The organism is Streptomyces sp. NRRL B-1347, from assembly GCF_000720325.1.
Classification (GTDB): Bacteria; Actinomycetota; Actinomycetes; order Streptomycetales; family Streptomycetaceae; genus Streptomyces.
In genome coordinates, this window is record NZ_JOJM01000012.1 from 45,234 (window position 1) to 59,644 (window position 14,411).

General features: G+C 74.9%; 9 protein-coding genes. 6 read left to right on the forward strand and 3 right to left on the reverse strand.

Annotated features, from left to right (window positions below):
* The first annotated feature begins 180 nt into the window (after positions 1-180).
* From IG74_RS0113540 to IG74_RS0113555, 4 genes are all read left to right on the forward strand, one after another.
* A complete protein-coding gene (locus IG74_RS0113540) occupies positions 181-582 on the forward strand; it encodes a CU044_2847 family protein (protein WP_420709886.1) in 402 nt (133 codons plus the stop codon).
* Complete coding sequence (locus IG74_RS0113545; protein WP_051854855.1) at positions 579-2,840, forward strand: trypsin-like peptidase domain-containing protein; 2,262 nt, start codon at positions 579-581, stop codon at positions 2,838-2,840. Before IG74_RS0113540 ends, IG74_RS0113545 begins: the two co-directional genes overlap by 4 nt.
* Positions 2,837-3,787 carry an AAA family ATPase gene (locus tag IG74_RS0113550; RefSeq protein ID WP_030675050.1) on the forward strand — a complete coding sequence of 317 codons (951 nt, stop codon included), beginning with the start codon at positions 2,837-2,839 and terminating at the stop codon, positions 3,785-3,787. The genes IG74_RS0113545 and IG74_RS0113550 overlap by 4 nt, the downstream gene beginning before the upstream one ends.
* Positions 3,788-3,946: 159 nt before the next feature.
* Positions 3,947-7,336, forward strand: coding sequence for an SAV_2336 N-terminal domain-related protein (locus IG74_RS0113555; protein WP_051854856.1), 3,390 nt, complete (start codon positions 3,947-3,949; stop codon positions 7,334-7,336).
* 58 nt (positions 7,337-7,394) lie between these two features.
* On the opposite strand, the gene IG74_RS0113560 is transcribed toward IG74_RS0113555, so the two are convergent.
* Positions 7,395-9,635 carry an MMPL family transporter gene (locus IG74_RS0113560; RefSeq protein ID WP_030675055.1) on the reverse strand — a complete coding sequence of 747 codons (2,241 nt, stop codon included), beginning with the start codon at positions 9,633-9,635 and terminating at the stop codon, positions 7,395-7,397.
* A gap of 187 nt (positions 9,636-9,822) precedes the next feature.
* Here IG74_RS0113560 and IG74_RS0113565 point away from each other — a divergent pair, with 187 nt between their 5' ends.
* Positions 9,823-10,584, forward strand: a complete 762-nt coding sequence (locus tag IG74_RS0113565; RefSeq protein WP_037825257.1) for a TetR/AcrR family transcriptional regulator — start codon at positions 9,823-9,825, stop codon at positions 10,582-10,584.
* Here the strand turns inward: IG74_RS0113565 and IG74_RS0113570 are convergent.
* Positions 10,577-11,698, reverse strand: coding sequence for a M4 family metallopeptidase (locus IG74_RS0113570; protein ID WP_078868758.1), 1,122 nt, complete (start codon positions 11,696-11,698; stop codon positions 10,577-10,579). The two genes, IG74_RS0113565 and IG74_RS0113570, sit on opposite strands and share 8 nt — an antisense overlap.
* 185 nt (positions 11,699-11,883) lie before the next feature.
* Positions 11,884-13,461, reverse strand: a complete 1,578-nt coding sequence (locus IG74_RS0113575) for an amidohydrolase (protein ID WP_030675063.1) — start codon at positions 13,459-13,461, stop codon at positions 11,884-11,886.
* 103 nt (positions 13,462-13,564) lie between these two features.
* Here IG74_RS0113575 and IG74_RS0113580 point away from each other — a divergent pair, with 103 nt between their 5' ends.
* A complete protein-coding gene (locus IG74_RS0113580; RefSeq protein WP_199818828.1) occupies positions 13,565-14,257 on the forward strand; it encodes a hypothetical protein in 693 nt (230 codons plus the stop codon).
* The last annotated feature ends 154 nt before the right edge of the window (positions 14,258-14,411 follow it).

Genomic DNA, 14,411 nt, shown 5'->3' on the forward strand with positions numbered 1-14,411 from the left:
GTTCGACGGAGAACACCCCAAAAGCGCCCGTCTGACGGTAAGCACTTGAATGGAACGCCGAGAGGGCGTCAAGCGGGCGAACCAGCCGCGGTGGCGTGACTCCACCGACCGCGGGGCACGCTCGCCGCGGCCGTACGGAATCTTCAACTCCCCTATCTGAAGGGAGACTTGATCTGCACAATGCTTCCTGTGCCGCATTACGACTACCTGGAGTTCACCCTCGACGACGGAGCACGCGTCCGCGTCGAGCTGGCCCCCGCGGGCGAAGCCCCCGCCGCCGCGCCCGACGGGACGGAGGCCGACCTGCCGGGCGGCATCTCCGGTGTGACGCCCGTGGGGCGCGGGGTGCGCGTGGCCACGCTCGCCACCGACGCGCTGCGCACCGTACTGAGCCCGCTGGGACCCGTCCTGCAACAGGTGCACGACGCCGTGCGCGACATCCCCGACCCGCCCCACGAACTCTCCGTCGACTTCGGCGTCCAGATCGGCCAGGACCTGCGGCTCGGCGTCGTCGGCGCGGGCGGCCAGGCGAGCATGACCGTATCGGCGACCTGGCAGCTGTCCCCGCGGGCCGAGAGATGAGCTGGTTCACGGCGACCGGCGGCGACCGGTACGCGGACGCCCGCGGAGCCCTGGTGCGCGTCCTGAGCGCGGACCGGACGCGCACCGCGGGCGCGGGCGTCTACCTCTGCGGCCGCACCCTCCTGACCTGCGCACACGTGGTCAACGCTGCCCTGGGGCAGCGCATGCTCAGCGCACGGGACCCCGGCGGCGTCACCCTTGACGTCTCCTTCCCCGTGCTCTCCGCCGCCGCGACGCGCCCCGCCCGCCTGGTGGCGTGGATACCGCCCCGCGCGCACCACCTCGGCCCGGTCCCCGACGGCTCCCTCGGCTGGGAGGGCGACCTGGCCGTCCTGGAGCTGGGGGAGGAGCCGCCGTCGCCCGTCGGCCCCGTCCGCTGGCTGGAGATGGCGCGGGGGCAGGAAGTCAGGGCCTGGTACGGCGGCGGACAGCCGTTCTCCTACGCCGACGTGCGCGTGGCCGCGTACGACGACGGCATCGGCTACCTCGACGGACAGCTGTCGGGCGCCGCCGTCGACGAGGGCTACAGCGGCGGCCCCCTGTGGTGCGTCGCCGACGGCGCGGCCGTGGGCCTGGTCATGGGCCGCATCACCGCCCCGGACACCGCACTGTCCGCCCAGCACACGGTCCGGCGCAGCTGGGGGCTCGGCTGGCAGTCCGTGCTGCTCGAACTGCGCCGCGCAGGAGCCCTGCCCGAGCCATACCTGTCCGGCCTCGCGCCCTCATCGGAGCCGGTGTCCGGGGCCGACCCCGACTCCGCCGAGACGGTGCGGGACATGATGGTCGGCCCCCTGCACCTGCTGCTCGGCGATCCCGCGACCCGCGCCGCCCACGGCACCGCGCTCGCGGGCGAACTCGGCCTGCGCACCCCCGCCGACGGCACCGCTCCCTCCGTGGCCGACCTCGCCCAGCTGCTCACCCGCACCGAGCGGGCGCTGCCCACCCTCGCCGAGTCCCTCGCCCCCACCGTGGCCGAGGACCCGCGCGGCCGCGGCGAGCTCGACCGGCTGCTCGCCCTGGGCCGCCTCACCGGCGCCGCGCGGCTGCTCTCGGTGGCCGAACACCGGCTGCTGCGCGCCAAGTTCGAGCACCTGTGCCGACACGACCCGGGCCTGCTGCACCGGGCCGCGACCGCCGCCCTGCCCTATCTGGACCTGCCCGATTCCCTGCACGCGGCCCGCCTCGCGCCCGCCGCCGTCGACGGAGTGCTGCGCGAGCTGGAGATCTGGCCCGGGGACAGCTCCCCGGTCCCGGACGAGACGCCGCGCCTGCCCGCCCTGCTGCGCGTCGTCGAGTACGTCGCGGCCGAGACCGGCGGCCTGGCCTGCCGGGCGCTACAGGAGTGGAGCGGCCAGGTCGCCGCACGGCTCGGCATCCACGCCTCGGCGCTGCGCGAGCGCCGCGCCGACGCCGAACGCTGGTCGCAGCGGTCCGCCGCGGCCGGTGCCCGGATCCTGGTGGAGCTCGACCGGCACGCCAAGGACCCCGCCGACCACTACCGCTGCGCGGTGTGGCGGCTGCGCGCCGACGGCACTGCCGCTCGTGCCGTCACCGGCAGCGAACGGCCCCGCGCCGGACGTGAGATCGCCCGCCTCATCCGGGAGATCGCGGGCGGCACCGAGGGCGCCGAGCGGGGCGTGGCCCTGGTCGCGGTCTCCGTACCCCCGGACGCCCTTGAGCTGCCCGTGGACGAGTGGGACGGGGCGGGCGTCGACGAGTACATTCCCGCCCCGCTCGGCGAGGACTTCCACCTCATCCTGCGCTGCCCGCGGCTGCGGCGGCGCTCCCGCACCGGCGCCGCCGACCTCACCCGGCGCTGGAACGCCCGCCACCGCGGCGACCCGCTGCGCGCCGACCGCACCGTCGGCGGCCGGGCGGGACTCATCGGCCTGCTCAAGACGGTCCACCGGGACACCGCCCGCGTCCTGGTCCAGGGCACGGCCGCCCAGCGCGGCGAACTGCTCCCCGTCTGCCTGGTGATGGGCGTGCCCATCGTGCTGTGGGACCGCGGCCCCCAGGCCCCCGACGCGGACCCGGACCCCGACCCGCTCACGCCCGACGGGCCCGTCGACCAACTCCCCGAGCGCGTAAGGCACTTCCGCGTCCGCGCGTACGCCGACCCGCGGAGCGGCATCCGCCCCGCGCTGGTGTGGGAGGACATCGAGCTGCCGCTCCCCGACGAGCTGCAGCTCGCCGACCCCGCGGAGGGCCTGACAGGACCCGCGGACACCGCCGAGGGAACGGAGCAGGCGATATGAGCGAGCACGACGGGTGGCGGCTGTTCCGCGGGGACCGCGTGGCCCGGCGGGTGGAGCTGCCCGAGGCCCCGCCCTGGCGCCGGTTCCCCGACGGCTCCGGCGGCCGCCCGAGGCCGCGGCCGTACCTCATCGGCCGCGCCGAGGCCGACGTGGTGAGCGCGGCCCTGCACCTGCGCCGCCCGCTGCTCGTCACCGGCCACCCCGGCACCGGCAAGTCGTCGCTCGCGCACGCCGTCGCCCACGAACTCACCCTCGGCCCGGTCCTCCAGTGGGCCGTCAACAGCCGCTCGGCCCTCAAGGACGCCCTGTACGGCTACGACGCCATCGGCCGCCTTCGCGAGACCCATCTGCGCCAGGAGCGCGACGCGGGGGAGCCGGGCATCGGCACCTTCGTCCGCCTGGGCCCGCTGGGCACGGCCCTGGTGCCCCGCGACCGGCCCCGCGTCCTGCTCGTCGACGAGCTCGACAAGGGCGACGTGGACCTGCCCAACGACCTCCTGACCGTGTTCGAGGAGGGCGAGTTCGAGATCCCCGAGCTGTCCCGGCTGCCGGAAGACCAGTCCGAGGTGTCGGTCCTCACCCACGGCAGGGACGGCGACCGGGTCACGGTCACCCGCGGGCGGGTGCGCTGCCGCGCGTTCCCCGTCGTGGTGATCACCAGCAATGGCGAACGCGACTTCCCGCCCGCCTTCATGCGCCGCTGCGTGCGCCTGGCCCTGCCGGACCCCGACGAGGCCAGGCTGCGGGAGATCGTGTCGGCACACCTCGGCGAGGAGGCGCTGGCCGGTGTGGACGACCTGCTGCACGCCTTCCTCAACCGCCGCGCCCCGGGCGAACTGGCCACGGATCAGCTGCTCAACGCCGTGTTCCTGCGCAAGGGCGGCGTCGACCTGGACGCCGAGGGGCTCCTGGACGCGGTGCTGCACCGGCTCGGCGGAGCGCTGTAGATGCCGCCCGGCGGCGGGGACCCTGCGGCCGGGCGGCCCCACGAGGGGCCGCCACCGACCCGGCCGCCCGGCAGCGGTGAGCTGTCCCGCAGCGGTGAGCCGTCCCGCGGCCATGAGCCGTCCCGTAGCAGTGCACCCCGCAGCGGTGAGCCGTCCCCCGTGGTCCTCGGTCTGCTCGGCCGACTGACCGGGCACGAGCTGTCCATCCACGAACTGCTCGACGCCGTCTGGCTCGCCGCGCGCCTGCCCGCCGACGCGGACGCGCCCCTCGCCCGCGCGCTCTCCGGCACCGCCCTGCCCGCCCCGGCGCCCGGCCCGGCGGAGGAACCCGCACCCCCGACCGACACCCGCCCCGGGGACGACGAACCCGACGGCGGCGGCAGGGCGCCCGGCACCCCGGCGCCGCCCCCGCCGCCTGCCCAGCTGCTCGGCGCCCTGCACGCGGCCGCGGCGGCCCGCAGCGCCCCCGAGTTCGCCCGGCTCGGGGCGGCCGACCGGCCCCCGTCGGACGACGGCGCGCTCCCGGTGCGGGTGCCCGAGGAGAAGGCGCTCGGCGACGAGGAGCTGCGCTTCGGCCGGGCCCTCCGGCTCCTCAAGCAGCCCCAGCCGCATCCGCACCGGCGCGAGTTCGACGAGGCGGCCACGGCGGCCGCCCTCGCCGAGACCGGGCTTCCCGACGTGGTGACCCGGCCCGCGCGGCAGCGCTGGCTCGACCTGGTGCTGCTCATCGACGACGGCATCTCGATGCTCCTGTGGCGGCGGCTCGCGACCGAGCTGCGCGCCCTCCTGGAGCGGCTCGGCGCGTTCCGCGGCATCCGTGTGCTCGGCCTGGACACGCGCACCCGGCGGGCACCGCTGCTGCGCGCCCGCCCCTTCGACGCGAACTCCCCGCCGCTGTCCCCCGCGTCGGCCGTCGACCCCTCCGGCGGCACCCTGGTCCTGGTCATCAGCGACGGCGTCGGCGCCTGCTGGCGCGACGGACGCATGCGCGGGGCCCTCGGCCGCTGGGCGCGGCAGGGCCCGACCGCCATCCTGCACGCCCTGCCCGCCCATCTATGGGGCGCGTCGGGCATCCGCTCCGAACCCTGGCTGGTGACCACCCGGCGCCGTGGCGCCGCCAACGACACCTGGTCCGTGTCCGACCCGCTGCTGCCCGCAGGGCTCGGCGAGGAGTTCACGGACATCCCCGTACCGGTACTGGAACCGTACCCGCCGGCCGTCGCCGCCTGGGCGCGGCTCGTCGCCTCGCCCGGCGCGAGCACCGAACTGCCCCTGCTGGTCCCCTCGCACGCCCCGACCCCGCGCGGCCGGGCCGAGACCCGGGGCGCCGACGCGGCCACCGCCGTCCTGCGGTTCCGGGACGCCGCCTCGCCGGAGGCCTTCCGGCTCGCCGCGCACCTCGCCGCCGTGTCCCCGCTGACCGTGCCCGTGATGCGGCTCGTCCAGGCCGCGGTGGACTGGCGGGCGGACACCGCGCACCTCGCGGAGGTGTTCCTCGGCGGGCTCATGCAGCAGGTCGAACCGGCCGACGCGCGGCTGCCCGCGCCCCACCGCCGGTTCGGGTTCGCCCGCGACACCCAGGACATCCTGCTCGACACGGCGTCCCCGATCGACCTGCTCCGCACGACCAGGACCGTCACCGAGCGCCTGCGCGCGCTCGTGGGCCGCTCACCGGACTTCCCCGCCTGGCTCGCGCACCCCTCCGGCACCAGCGAACTCCTCCCCGGCACCCGGCCGTTCGCCTGGCTCGAGGACCGGCTCCTGACCCACATCGGCGCCCGCCCCATGGCGGCGCCCGCCCCGAACGGGGCCGCGGCGCAGGAGGAGGTCCTGCTGCCGTCGGGCCTGGAGGCGGCCCCGTCCTGGCTGTCCCTGCGCCTTCAGGACCTGCACGCCCTCGGCCCCTACACGCTGCTGCGCCGGGACGGCTCCGGCGGCACCCCCACCGCGTACATCGGCGAGGACGAGGACGGACTCCAGGTCCTGCTGCGCGTCTCTTCCTCGTCCGCCTCACCGGTGGCGCGCGAGCTGCTCGACAACGAGCGCGCCGCGCTGCGCCGCATGGACGGCGGATACGCCCCCGCCGTCGTGGCCAGCGACCTGCGCGACGTGCCCGTGCCCTGGCTGGCGCTTCGCCTGGACACCCTCGGCGACGGGCGGCCCGCGCCGACGCTGCGCGCGGTCCTCGACGCGGCGGGGCCGCTGGCGGGCACCCCGCTGTTCCTGTGGCTCGGCTGGCACCTGACGCGGGCGGTGAGCCGCTGCCACCGCCGCGGCATCGTGCACGGCTCGCTGACGCCGGGCGCGGTCCTGGTGACCGAGTCGACCCTGCACGTCATCAGCTGGACCTCGGCGCGCATCGACGGGGCCTGGAGCGCCTCGGTCTCGGCGATGCCGCCCGCCTCGCCCTACCGGGCGCCCGAGGTGACGTACTGGGGCGAGTCCCGGATCACGGCCGGGGACGTGTACTCGCTGGGGGCCGTACTGCTGCACGCCGCGACCGGACGCGCCTGGCAGGGCTACGAACACGACGCGCTGCGGCGCGACCCCTGGTTCGGGGATCTCGACGGTGAACTCGCCGACCTGCTCCTGCGCTGCGTCACCGCCGAACCGGAGAGCAGGCCCACGGTGCGGGAGGTGGCGGACGCCCTCAGCGCCCGGCTGCCCGGCGCGCAGCCGTGGGAGGAGGCCGACGACGACGCGCTCGCCCCCGAGACGCCGCGGGAGCGGCAGCGCGCCGACGAGCCGGAGGACGACGACAGCGAGACCTGGACGCACACCGTCCGCGCCCCCCTGGAGAAGCCGCTGCGCATCGCCCTCGTCGGCGTCAAGGACGGCGCGGGCTGCACCACGACGACGATGATGCTGGGCGCCGTCCTCGCCGACCAGCGCCAGGAGCGGGTCCTGGCGATCGACGCCGACAAGCACGCGGGGCGGCACGTGCGCATCGGCGGCCGCGTCTTCCGCGGCACGTTCGCGGGCCTGACCGATCTGGCCGCCTCGCTGCCCGAGGTGCGGCGCTTCGAGGACCTCAGCCTGTTCCTGTCGCCGCACCGCTCCGGCCTGACGGTCCTCGCGAACGACTCGCTGTCGCGGCCGTCGGCGGGCGGCCAGTACACGGACCAGGACTTCCGCGAGGTGGTGCGGGCGACGCGGCAGTACTTCGGCCTCACCCTGATCGACTCCGACAAGCCCGTGTCGCTGGTCCTGGAGCACGCCGACCGCGTCGTCATCGTCTCGCGCGCCGACCCCGTGGGCCTGACCCAGGCCCAGCAAACCATGGACCGCCTCGTCACCCTGAACCGCTCCGACCTGGTGGAGGAGGCCGTCGTCGTCCTCAACCACAGCCGCCCCGCGGCTGGTTGGACCCTGGACTCGGGCAGCGTACGCGCGCTGCGCTCACGCTGCCGCGGCCTGGTCACCGTCCCCCGCGACGGCCACCTCGCCATGGCCAGCACCGTCGAACTGTCCTGGCTGACCCCCGCCGCCTACAAGGCCTACCTGCGCCTCGCGGCCCTGCTCCTGGGACGGCGCCCGATGTTCCCGTGACGTGCGCGGGCCCGCCTCCGGTCCGGGAGAGGCGGGCCCGCGCGGGGACGAGGCGCGGTCAGCGCACCGGTGTGCCCTTCTCGTACGACACCTCGGGTGCCGGTCCCCGCGGCGCGGGCACCGGGGCGGGACCGCCCTCACTGAGGCCGAAGCGGGCGTGGAAGGCGCGCAGGAAGCCGGGCGCGTACCAGGCGGAGCGGCCCAGCAGGCGCATCGTGGCGGGGACGAGGACGCCGCGCACGGCGATGGCGTCGATGAGGATGGCGAGACCGCTGCCCAGGCCGAAGAGCTGCATGAAGCTGATCTCGGCCGTACCGAAGGCGAAGAAGCTCACCGCGAGCAGGACGGCCGCCGCGCTGACGATCCGGCCGGTGTGCCCGAGGCCGTCGGCCACGGCGGACTCGTTGTCCTCGCCGAGGTCGTGGAGCTCCTTGATGCGGCTGGTGACGAACACCTCGTAGTCCATCGAGAGGCCGAAGGCGACGCAGAACATCAGGACGGTCATCGACGTCTCCATCGGCTGCGGGGTGAAGCCGAGCAGGCCGGAGAGATGGCCGTCCTGGAAGATCCAGGTCATGACGCCGATGGTCGCGCCCAGGCTGACCATGTTGAGGACCAGCGCGCGCAGCGGCTGCACGACGCTGCCGGTGAACAGGAACAGGAGCACGAAGGTGGTGACGGCGATCAGGCCGATGGCGAGCGGGAGCCTGCTGCCGATGGAGTCGTTGGAGTCGACCAGCTCGGCGTCGGCCCCGCCCACCAGCGGGTCGGCCCCGGAGGGCGCGGCGGCCGTCCTGACCCCCTCGACCAGGTCCTTGGCCTCCTCCGACTTCGGCGTCAGGGAGGTCACCACGTTGAGCTGCTGCGCCGCGGGGCGGCCGAGCGCAGGGTTGCCGGGCCCGGTCGCCTCGGACCGGCCGTCGGCGTAGACGCCGGTGCTGGTCTCGACGCGGGCGACGCCCTCCAGGGCGGACAGCTCGACCGCGTAGGACGCCAACGGGGCTTTGCCCACGGGCTTGTTGATGACGACGTGCAGCGCGGCCGCGTCGTTGCCGTTGAAGTTCTCCCGCAGTGCCGTCGAGACCTGGCGGCTCTGCGCGTCCTCGGGCAGCACGCGTTCGTCCGCCGTGCCGAAGGTGATGCCGAGCAGCGGGCTCGCCGCCGCGAGCAGCACCGCGAGCACGGGCAGCGCGGTGAGCGCGGGCCGCCGCATGACGGTGCGGGCGAGCCGCCCCCACACGGACGTCCCGGACACGGCGTGCCCCGGCCTCGCCCACGGCATCCGGCCGCGGTTGACCCGGTGCCCCAGGACGTTGAGCAGCGCGGGCATCACGAACAGGGTGGCGAGGGCCGCGATCAGGACGACCCCGACTCCCGAGTAGCCGAACGAGCGGAGGAAGTACTGCGGGAACACCATGAGCGCCGCGAGGGCGGCCGCCACCGTCGCGGCGGAGAACGCGACCGTACGGCCCGCGGTGCTCATGGTCTTGCGGACGGCGTCCTCCACGCTCGCCCCCACCGCGAGCTGCTCGCGGAACCGGCTGATCATCAACAGGGCGTAGTCGACGCCGAGTCCGAGGCCGAGCGCCGTGGTCAGGTTGATCGCGAAGACGGACACGTCGGTGACGCTGCCGACGACGTACAGCTCGGCGAACACGCCCACGATGGCGATGAGCGCGATGACCAGCGGAAGCAGCGCGGAGACCACCGTGCCGAAGACGACCAGGAGCAGCAGGAGGATCAGCGGCACCGCGATGGTCTCGGCCAGGACGAGGTCCTCCTCGGTCTGCGGCCCCATCTCGTAGCTCACGCCCGCGCTGCCTCCGGCCTTGACCGTGAGCGTGTCCTTGTACGTTCCGGCGTACTCGTCGATGACGCTCTTGGCGTTGTCCTGCTGCTCCGCGTCGTGGCCCTTCACCCGGGCGAGGACGATGGCCTCGCGGCCGTCCTCGGAGCGCAGGTCGGGGCTGTGGGCGTCCCAGTACGAGACCACGTTGGTGAGGTCCCGCTCCTCCTTGAGGTCGGCCACCAGGGCCCGGCCGCTCCGCTCGGCGGCCGCGGCGTCGACGCGGCCCTCGGCGGCGCGGACCAGGAACACCAGGTTGGTCTCGCCGCCGAACTTCTCGTCGATGACGTCCCTGGCCCGGGAGGACTGGGAGGCCGGGTCGTCGAAGCCGCCGCCCAGCAGCTTCCCGAACGCACCCGCGCCCAAGGCGCCCATGAGGGCCACCACCACGGTGGCGACGACGAGTACCAGCCGGGACCGGCGGATCGCCAGCTCGGCGATGCGTTCGAACACGTGCTCTCTCCTTTGCGTTCCTGCGATGAAGCGGTGAAAGCGACGTGAAGCAGCCGGAGTTGGCACGGGGGACCTCGTCGCCGCAGGACGACGGTATGGAGAGGGAAGAAGATTTGGCAGTGTTAGATTTTCCGAGCAGTACGAAATCATCATGACGCCGTCAGGCAAACTGGCGTACGGTCGCCGCATGACCGCAACGGACCAACTCGCCACGGCCCGGCCCACCTTGCGCGAGCGGCGCCGGGCCGCGGCCACCCGGGAGATCCTGGAGGCCGCCGAGGCGCAGCTCTCCGAGCACGGCCCCGCGGCCCTGTCCCTGCGCGCCGTCGCCCGCAGCCTCGGCATGACGGTGCAGGCGCTCTACCACTACTTCCCGAGCCGGGACGACCTCGTCACCGCACTCATCGCCAAGACGTACGACGACCTGGCCGCCGCCATGCAGGACGGCCTCGACGCGGCGGCGGACGAGCCGGGCGCGCCGCGTCTGGTGGCCGTGGCCGGGGCCTACCGCCAGTGGGCCATCGACCATCCCGAGCGGTTCCAGCTGCTGTACGGCACGCCCCTGCGGTACTACGCGGCGCCGCCCGAGGGACCCACCACCCAGGCCGTGCGCCGCATGGGCGCGATGTTCGAGCGCGAGCTGTTCGGCGGGTTCACCACGGAGCAACTCGCCGCGGCCGACGTCCCGGAGCTCTCGCCCGCGCTCCGCGAGGACCTGGAGCGACTGCCCGCGGACGGCATGGGCACGCTGCCGCCGCCCGCGGTCGCCCTCCTCATGAGCGCGTGGGGCCAGCTGCACGGCCTGGTCGTCCTGGAGGTGTTCGGGCACACCGCCTTCATCGGCGACCACCAGGCCGAGATCTTCCGGCTGGCGATACGGAACGTCGTCGAGGACCTGCATCGCAGGATCGCGCCCACCGCCGGGCCCGCGGCCGGGGACGTCAGGTGACGTTGACGGCGGCCCAGGCGGCGCCGACCGCGCGGTGTTCGACGCTGTCCGTGCCGTACAGGCCGGCCGCCGCCGCGAGGGTAGCGGTGCGCGCGGAGCGGTAGGTGCTGGTGGACGTCATGTACAGGGTGAGCGCGCGGTACCAGATGCGCTCCGCCGCGGCCCGGCCGATGCCGCTGACGGGCTTGCCGTCGTACGTCGGACTGTCGTAGGAGACGCCGTTCACGACCTTCGGGCCGCTGCCCTCGGCGAGCAGGTAGAAGAAGTGGTTGGCGGGACCCGCGGAGTAGGCGGGCGGGAGCTGGCCGATGCCCGCGTACCAGTGGTCCTTGGACTGGCCGTCCCGGGAGGGGCGGTCCATGTGGCGCAGGGCGGGCCCGGCGGTGCCGTCGAGGCGCTCGCCGAACAGGTAGTCGCCGGGGTCCACCGTGTTGGCCGCGCGGAACTCCACGGCGGCCGCGACGACGTCGCTCGTCGCCTCGTTGAGACCGCCCGGCTCCCCGGAGAAGCCGAGACCCGCGGTGGCCGCGGTGACGCCGTGGGTCATCTCGTGCGCGCCGACCTCGATGCGGATCAGCGGCCGGGCGGGGTTCGACGTGCCGTCGCCGTAGGTCACGCAGTTGGAGGCGGACTCGTAGAACGCGTTGAGGTAGTCGCGGCCGTAGTGGACGCGGCTGCACCCGCCCTTGCCGTCGCCGCGCACGCCCTTGCGGCCGTGGACCTCCAGCAAGTAGTCCCAGAACACCGCGTGGATGTAGTGCGCCGCCACGGCGTCGGACTGGCGGCCGCCCTCGCACCAGTTGTTGTCGTCGTCGGTGACCACGGTGCCGGTCCCGCCGGTCCCGTTCTGCATGTCGTACGTCTTGTGGTTGCCGCGCCTGGGGTCGTTCAGCTCGTAGCGGCCGGTGCTCGGGTTGAGCGTGGTGTCGAGCGGCACGCGCCCCACGTTCGTGCCGCAGCCGACCCCGGCCGCCGCGCGGGTCTTCGCCGGGCTCGCGCCGGCCGGGCCGCCCTGGACGACCGAGGCCAGGACGACGGCCGCGGCGAGCACGAGCCGTGCTCCGGTGCGGCGGGTACGACGGGTACGACGGCGGGGGGTACGGGGCGGGGCCATGTCGGCTCCTTCCGGCGGCTGGTGCGCGGGGGCGGGTGGGGGAGTGCGCCGGGACGAGCCTGCCAGGACGGCGGCTGATTGTCAGGACCGCGACAAGCCATCGCCGTGCGCGGCGCCGTCCCGGTGCCGTGGCGCGGTCCCGGGGCTGTGGCGCCGCCCCGGGGCCGGGCCGCCGGTGCCTCCGGTCAGTCGCCCGCGCCGTCCAGGCTCTCCCCGCCCTCGACGAACGTACGCACCACCTCGATGTCCCCGATGTGCCCCGGGTCCACCCGCGTCGGGTCGTCGCCGAGGACCACGAGGTCGGCGCGCTTGCCGGGGGAGAGGCTGCCCGCGCTGTCCTCCCAGCGGCAGGCGTACGCGGCGTCGACCGTGTACGCGCGCAGTGCCTCCTCGACGCTCAGCGCCTCCTTGGGGCCGATGAGCCGGCCCGACGCCGAGGCCCGCTCGACCATGAACTGGATCGCGCGCAGCGGCGCGCCGTCGGCGACGGGCCGGTCCGAGCTGCCCGCGAGGCGCACCCCGTGGTCGCGGAAGCCCCGCCCCCGGTACATCCACGGCGTCCGCTCGGGCCCCATGATCGTGGCGTAGTCGTCGCCGAAGTACCGCAGGAAGCTGGGCTGGACGACGGCGATCGCCCCGAGCTCGGCGAAGCGGCCGAGCTGGTCCGGGCGCACGAGCCCGGCGTGCTCGACGCGGTGGCGGGCGTCGGTGCGCGGCTTCGCGCGCCGGGCCGCGGCCAGGGCGTCCAGGGCGAGGTCGACGGCCCGGTCGCCGATCGCGTGCACCGCGAGCTGCCAGCCCGCCCGGTGCCCCTCGACGATGGTCTCCGTGAGCAGTTCCGGGTCGGCCTGGAGCTGCCCGCTGGACGTGCTGCCCGCATAGGGCTCGGTGAGTGCGGCCGTGCGTGCCATCATGCCGCCGTCGGTAAAGACCTTCAGGGCGCCGAGCGAGAGGCGGCCGTCGCCGAACCCGGTGCGCAGACCGAGCCCGAAGGAGAGCGTCGTGGTGTCCTCGGGCGCGGCCTCGACCGGACGCAGGGCGTCCGCCGCCACCATGAGCTGGACCCGCAGCGGAAGGCGCCCCGTCTCGTGGGCCAGCTGGAAGGCCGCGCCCTCGATGGGGCTGTGCGCGAAGAGGCCGCTGCCGATGCCCGCCTCGGCGCAGGCCGTGACGCCCTGGGAGCGGCACACGCGGCCGGACTCCGCGACGGCGTCGGCCAGTTCGGCCAGCGTGTGCGGCGGGCGCAGGGCGAGGGCGGCGCCCATGGCGTCCTCCGCGAGGAAGCCGTCCGGGCTCGCCGCGTGCGGCGGCAGCTCCTTGAGGACGGCCGAGTTCACCAGGCACGCGTGCCCGGAGATGTGTCCCAGGAACACCTTGCGGCCCGCGCTCACCGCGTCCAGGTCGGCGGCGGTCAGCGGCAGGTCGAGCGTGCGCTGGTCGTACCCCGCGAGGTTCACCCAGCCGCCCGCGGGCGCGGCCGCCACCGCGTCGGCCACGGCCCGGAGGATGTCGTCGACCCGCCTGCTGGGCGCGACGCTCGGCGCCCGCGCTTTGAGCCCGGCCCAGATGAGGTGGACGTGGCTGTCGATGAAGCCGGGAAGGACCGTCGCGCCGTCGAGGTCCAGGACGCGCCGCGCCGGGAGCCCCGCGATGTCGGAGTCGAGCCCCACGACGCGGCCTCGCCAGATGCCGAGTTCCCGGGCGGTGGGGCGGGCCGGATCCATCGTGAGGATGGTGGCGTTGGTGATCCTGGAGCAAAGCACGAACAGATCCCTTCGGGGGAGTGAATCTTCGTCCCGCGCGAGCTATTGTTAGGTGAGGCTAGCCTAAGTTCTAATGGTGGTGGGTGGGGTGGAAGAAAGACGGGTGGAACGTCGGCGCGCGGCTTGTGCGCACCGGCTGGAGGCCTGGGCCGATGGTGTGGTCGCGGGCCTCGATGCGCAAGAAGACGTCGAGCGGTCCTTATCGCATGCCCTGCGGGGCGACCCGAGCCTGCGTGAGGAGACCGCCGTGCGCCGCGCCGACGCGCTGCGCGCGGCCGCGCTCGGCCTCGGCCCCGCCGGGTGCGCCGTGGCGGCGGGCGTGTCCCATCGGATGCTCCGCAACTGGCAGGAGCAGGACCCCGCCTTCGCGGCCGCCATGACGGCCGCGGCGGAGCTCGCGGAGCGGGAGCGCGAGCGGGCCGCCCAGGCGGAGACCGCGGCTCCCGGGCTCGGTCCTGCCGCGCTGCGCGTGGTGCTCAAGGCCATAAGGGAGGGGTCCGTCCAGTCGTCGGCGGCGACCCTCGGCGGCTGGTCCGAGCAGTCCTTCCTGCGGCTGCGCCGCAAGAGCCCGGAGGTCGCCGCCCTGCTCGCCGCCGCGCGCCGGGCCCGCACCAAGAAGGCGGACCGGCGCGGGCGCCCGCGGTTCGAGCGGGGATATCGTCTGGTTCGTGTGGATGAGGGCGATATGGGAAGTAGTGCGGGTGTCGGCCGGAGCAATGGCGGCGGCGCCGACGGCGGGGGTGCGGCCAGTGGGTCGGTTCCCGGCGGTGGCGCGGCGGCCGCCTCCGGCGCGTAGCGGCCGGACGCGCCGGGGCCGCGGCTCACCTTGTCCCGCGGCCCCGCACGGCCCTGATCCCGTACGACCGCGATCTCGTACGACCGCGACCTCGTACGGCGGTGATGACTCCGTACGACAGCGCCGCCGCGCGGACTGGGATCCGCGCGGCGGC

Excerpts from the sequence above, each read along its gene's own strand:
- IG74_RS0113550 (WP_030675050.1), top strand. The coding sequence starts at position 2,837 with ATGAGCGAGCACGACGGGTGGCGGCTGTTCCGCGGGGACCGCGTGGCC.
- IG74_RS0113540 (WP_420709886.1), top strand. The coding sequence starts at position 181 with ATGCTTCCTGTGCCGCATTACGACTACCTGGAGTTCACCCTCGACGAC.
- IG74_RS0113565 (WP_037825257.1), top strand. The coding sequence starts at position 9,823 with ATGACCGCAACGGACCAACTCGCCACGGCCCGGCCCACCTTGCGCGAG.
- IG74_RS0113570 (WP_078868758.1), bottom strand. The coding sequence starts at position 11,698 with ATGGCCCCGCCCCGTACCCCCCGCCGTCGTACCCGTCGTACCCGCCGC.
- IG74_RS0113545 (WP_051854855.1), top strand. The coding sequence starts at position 579 with ATGAGCTGGTTCACGGCGACCGGCGGCGACCGGTACGCGGACGCCCGC.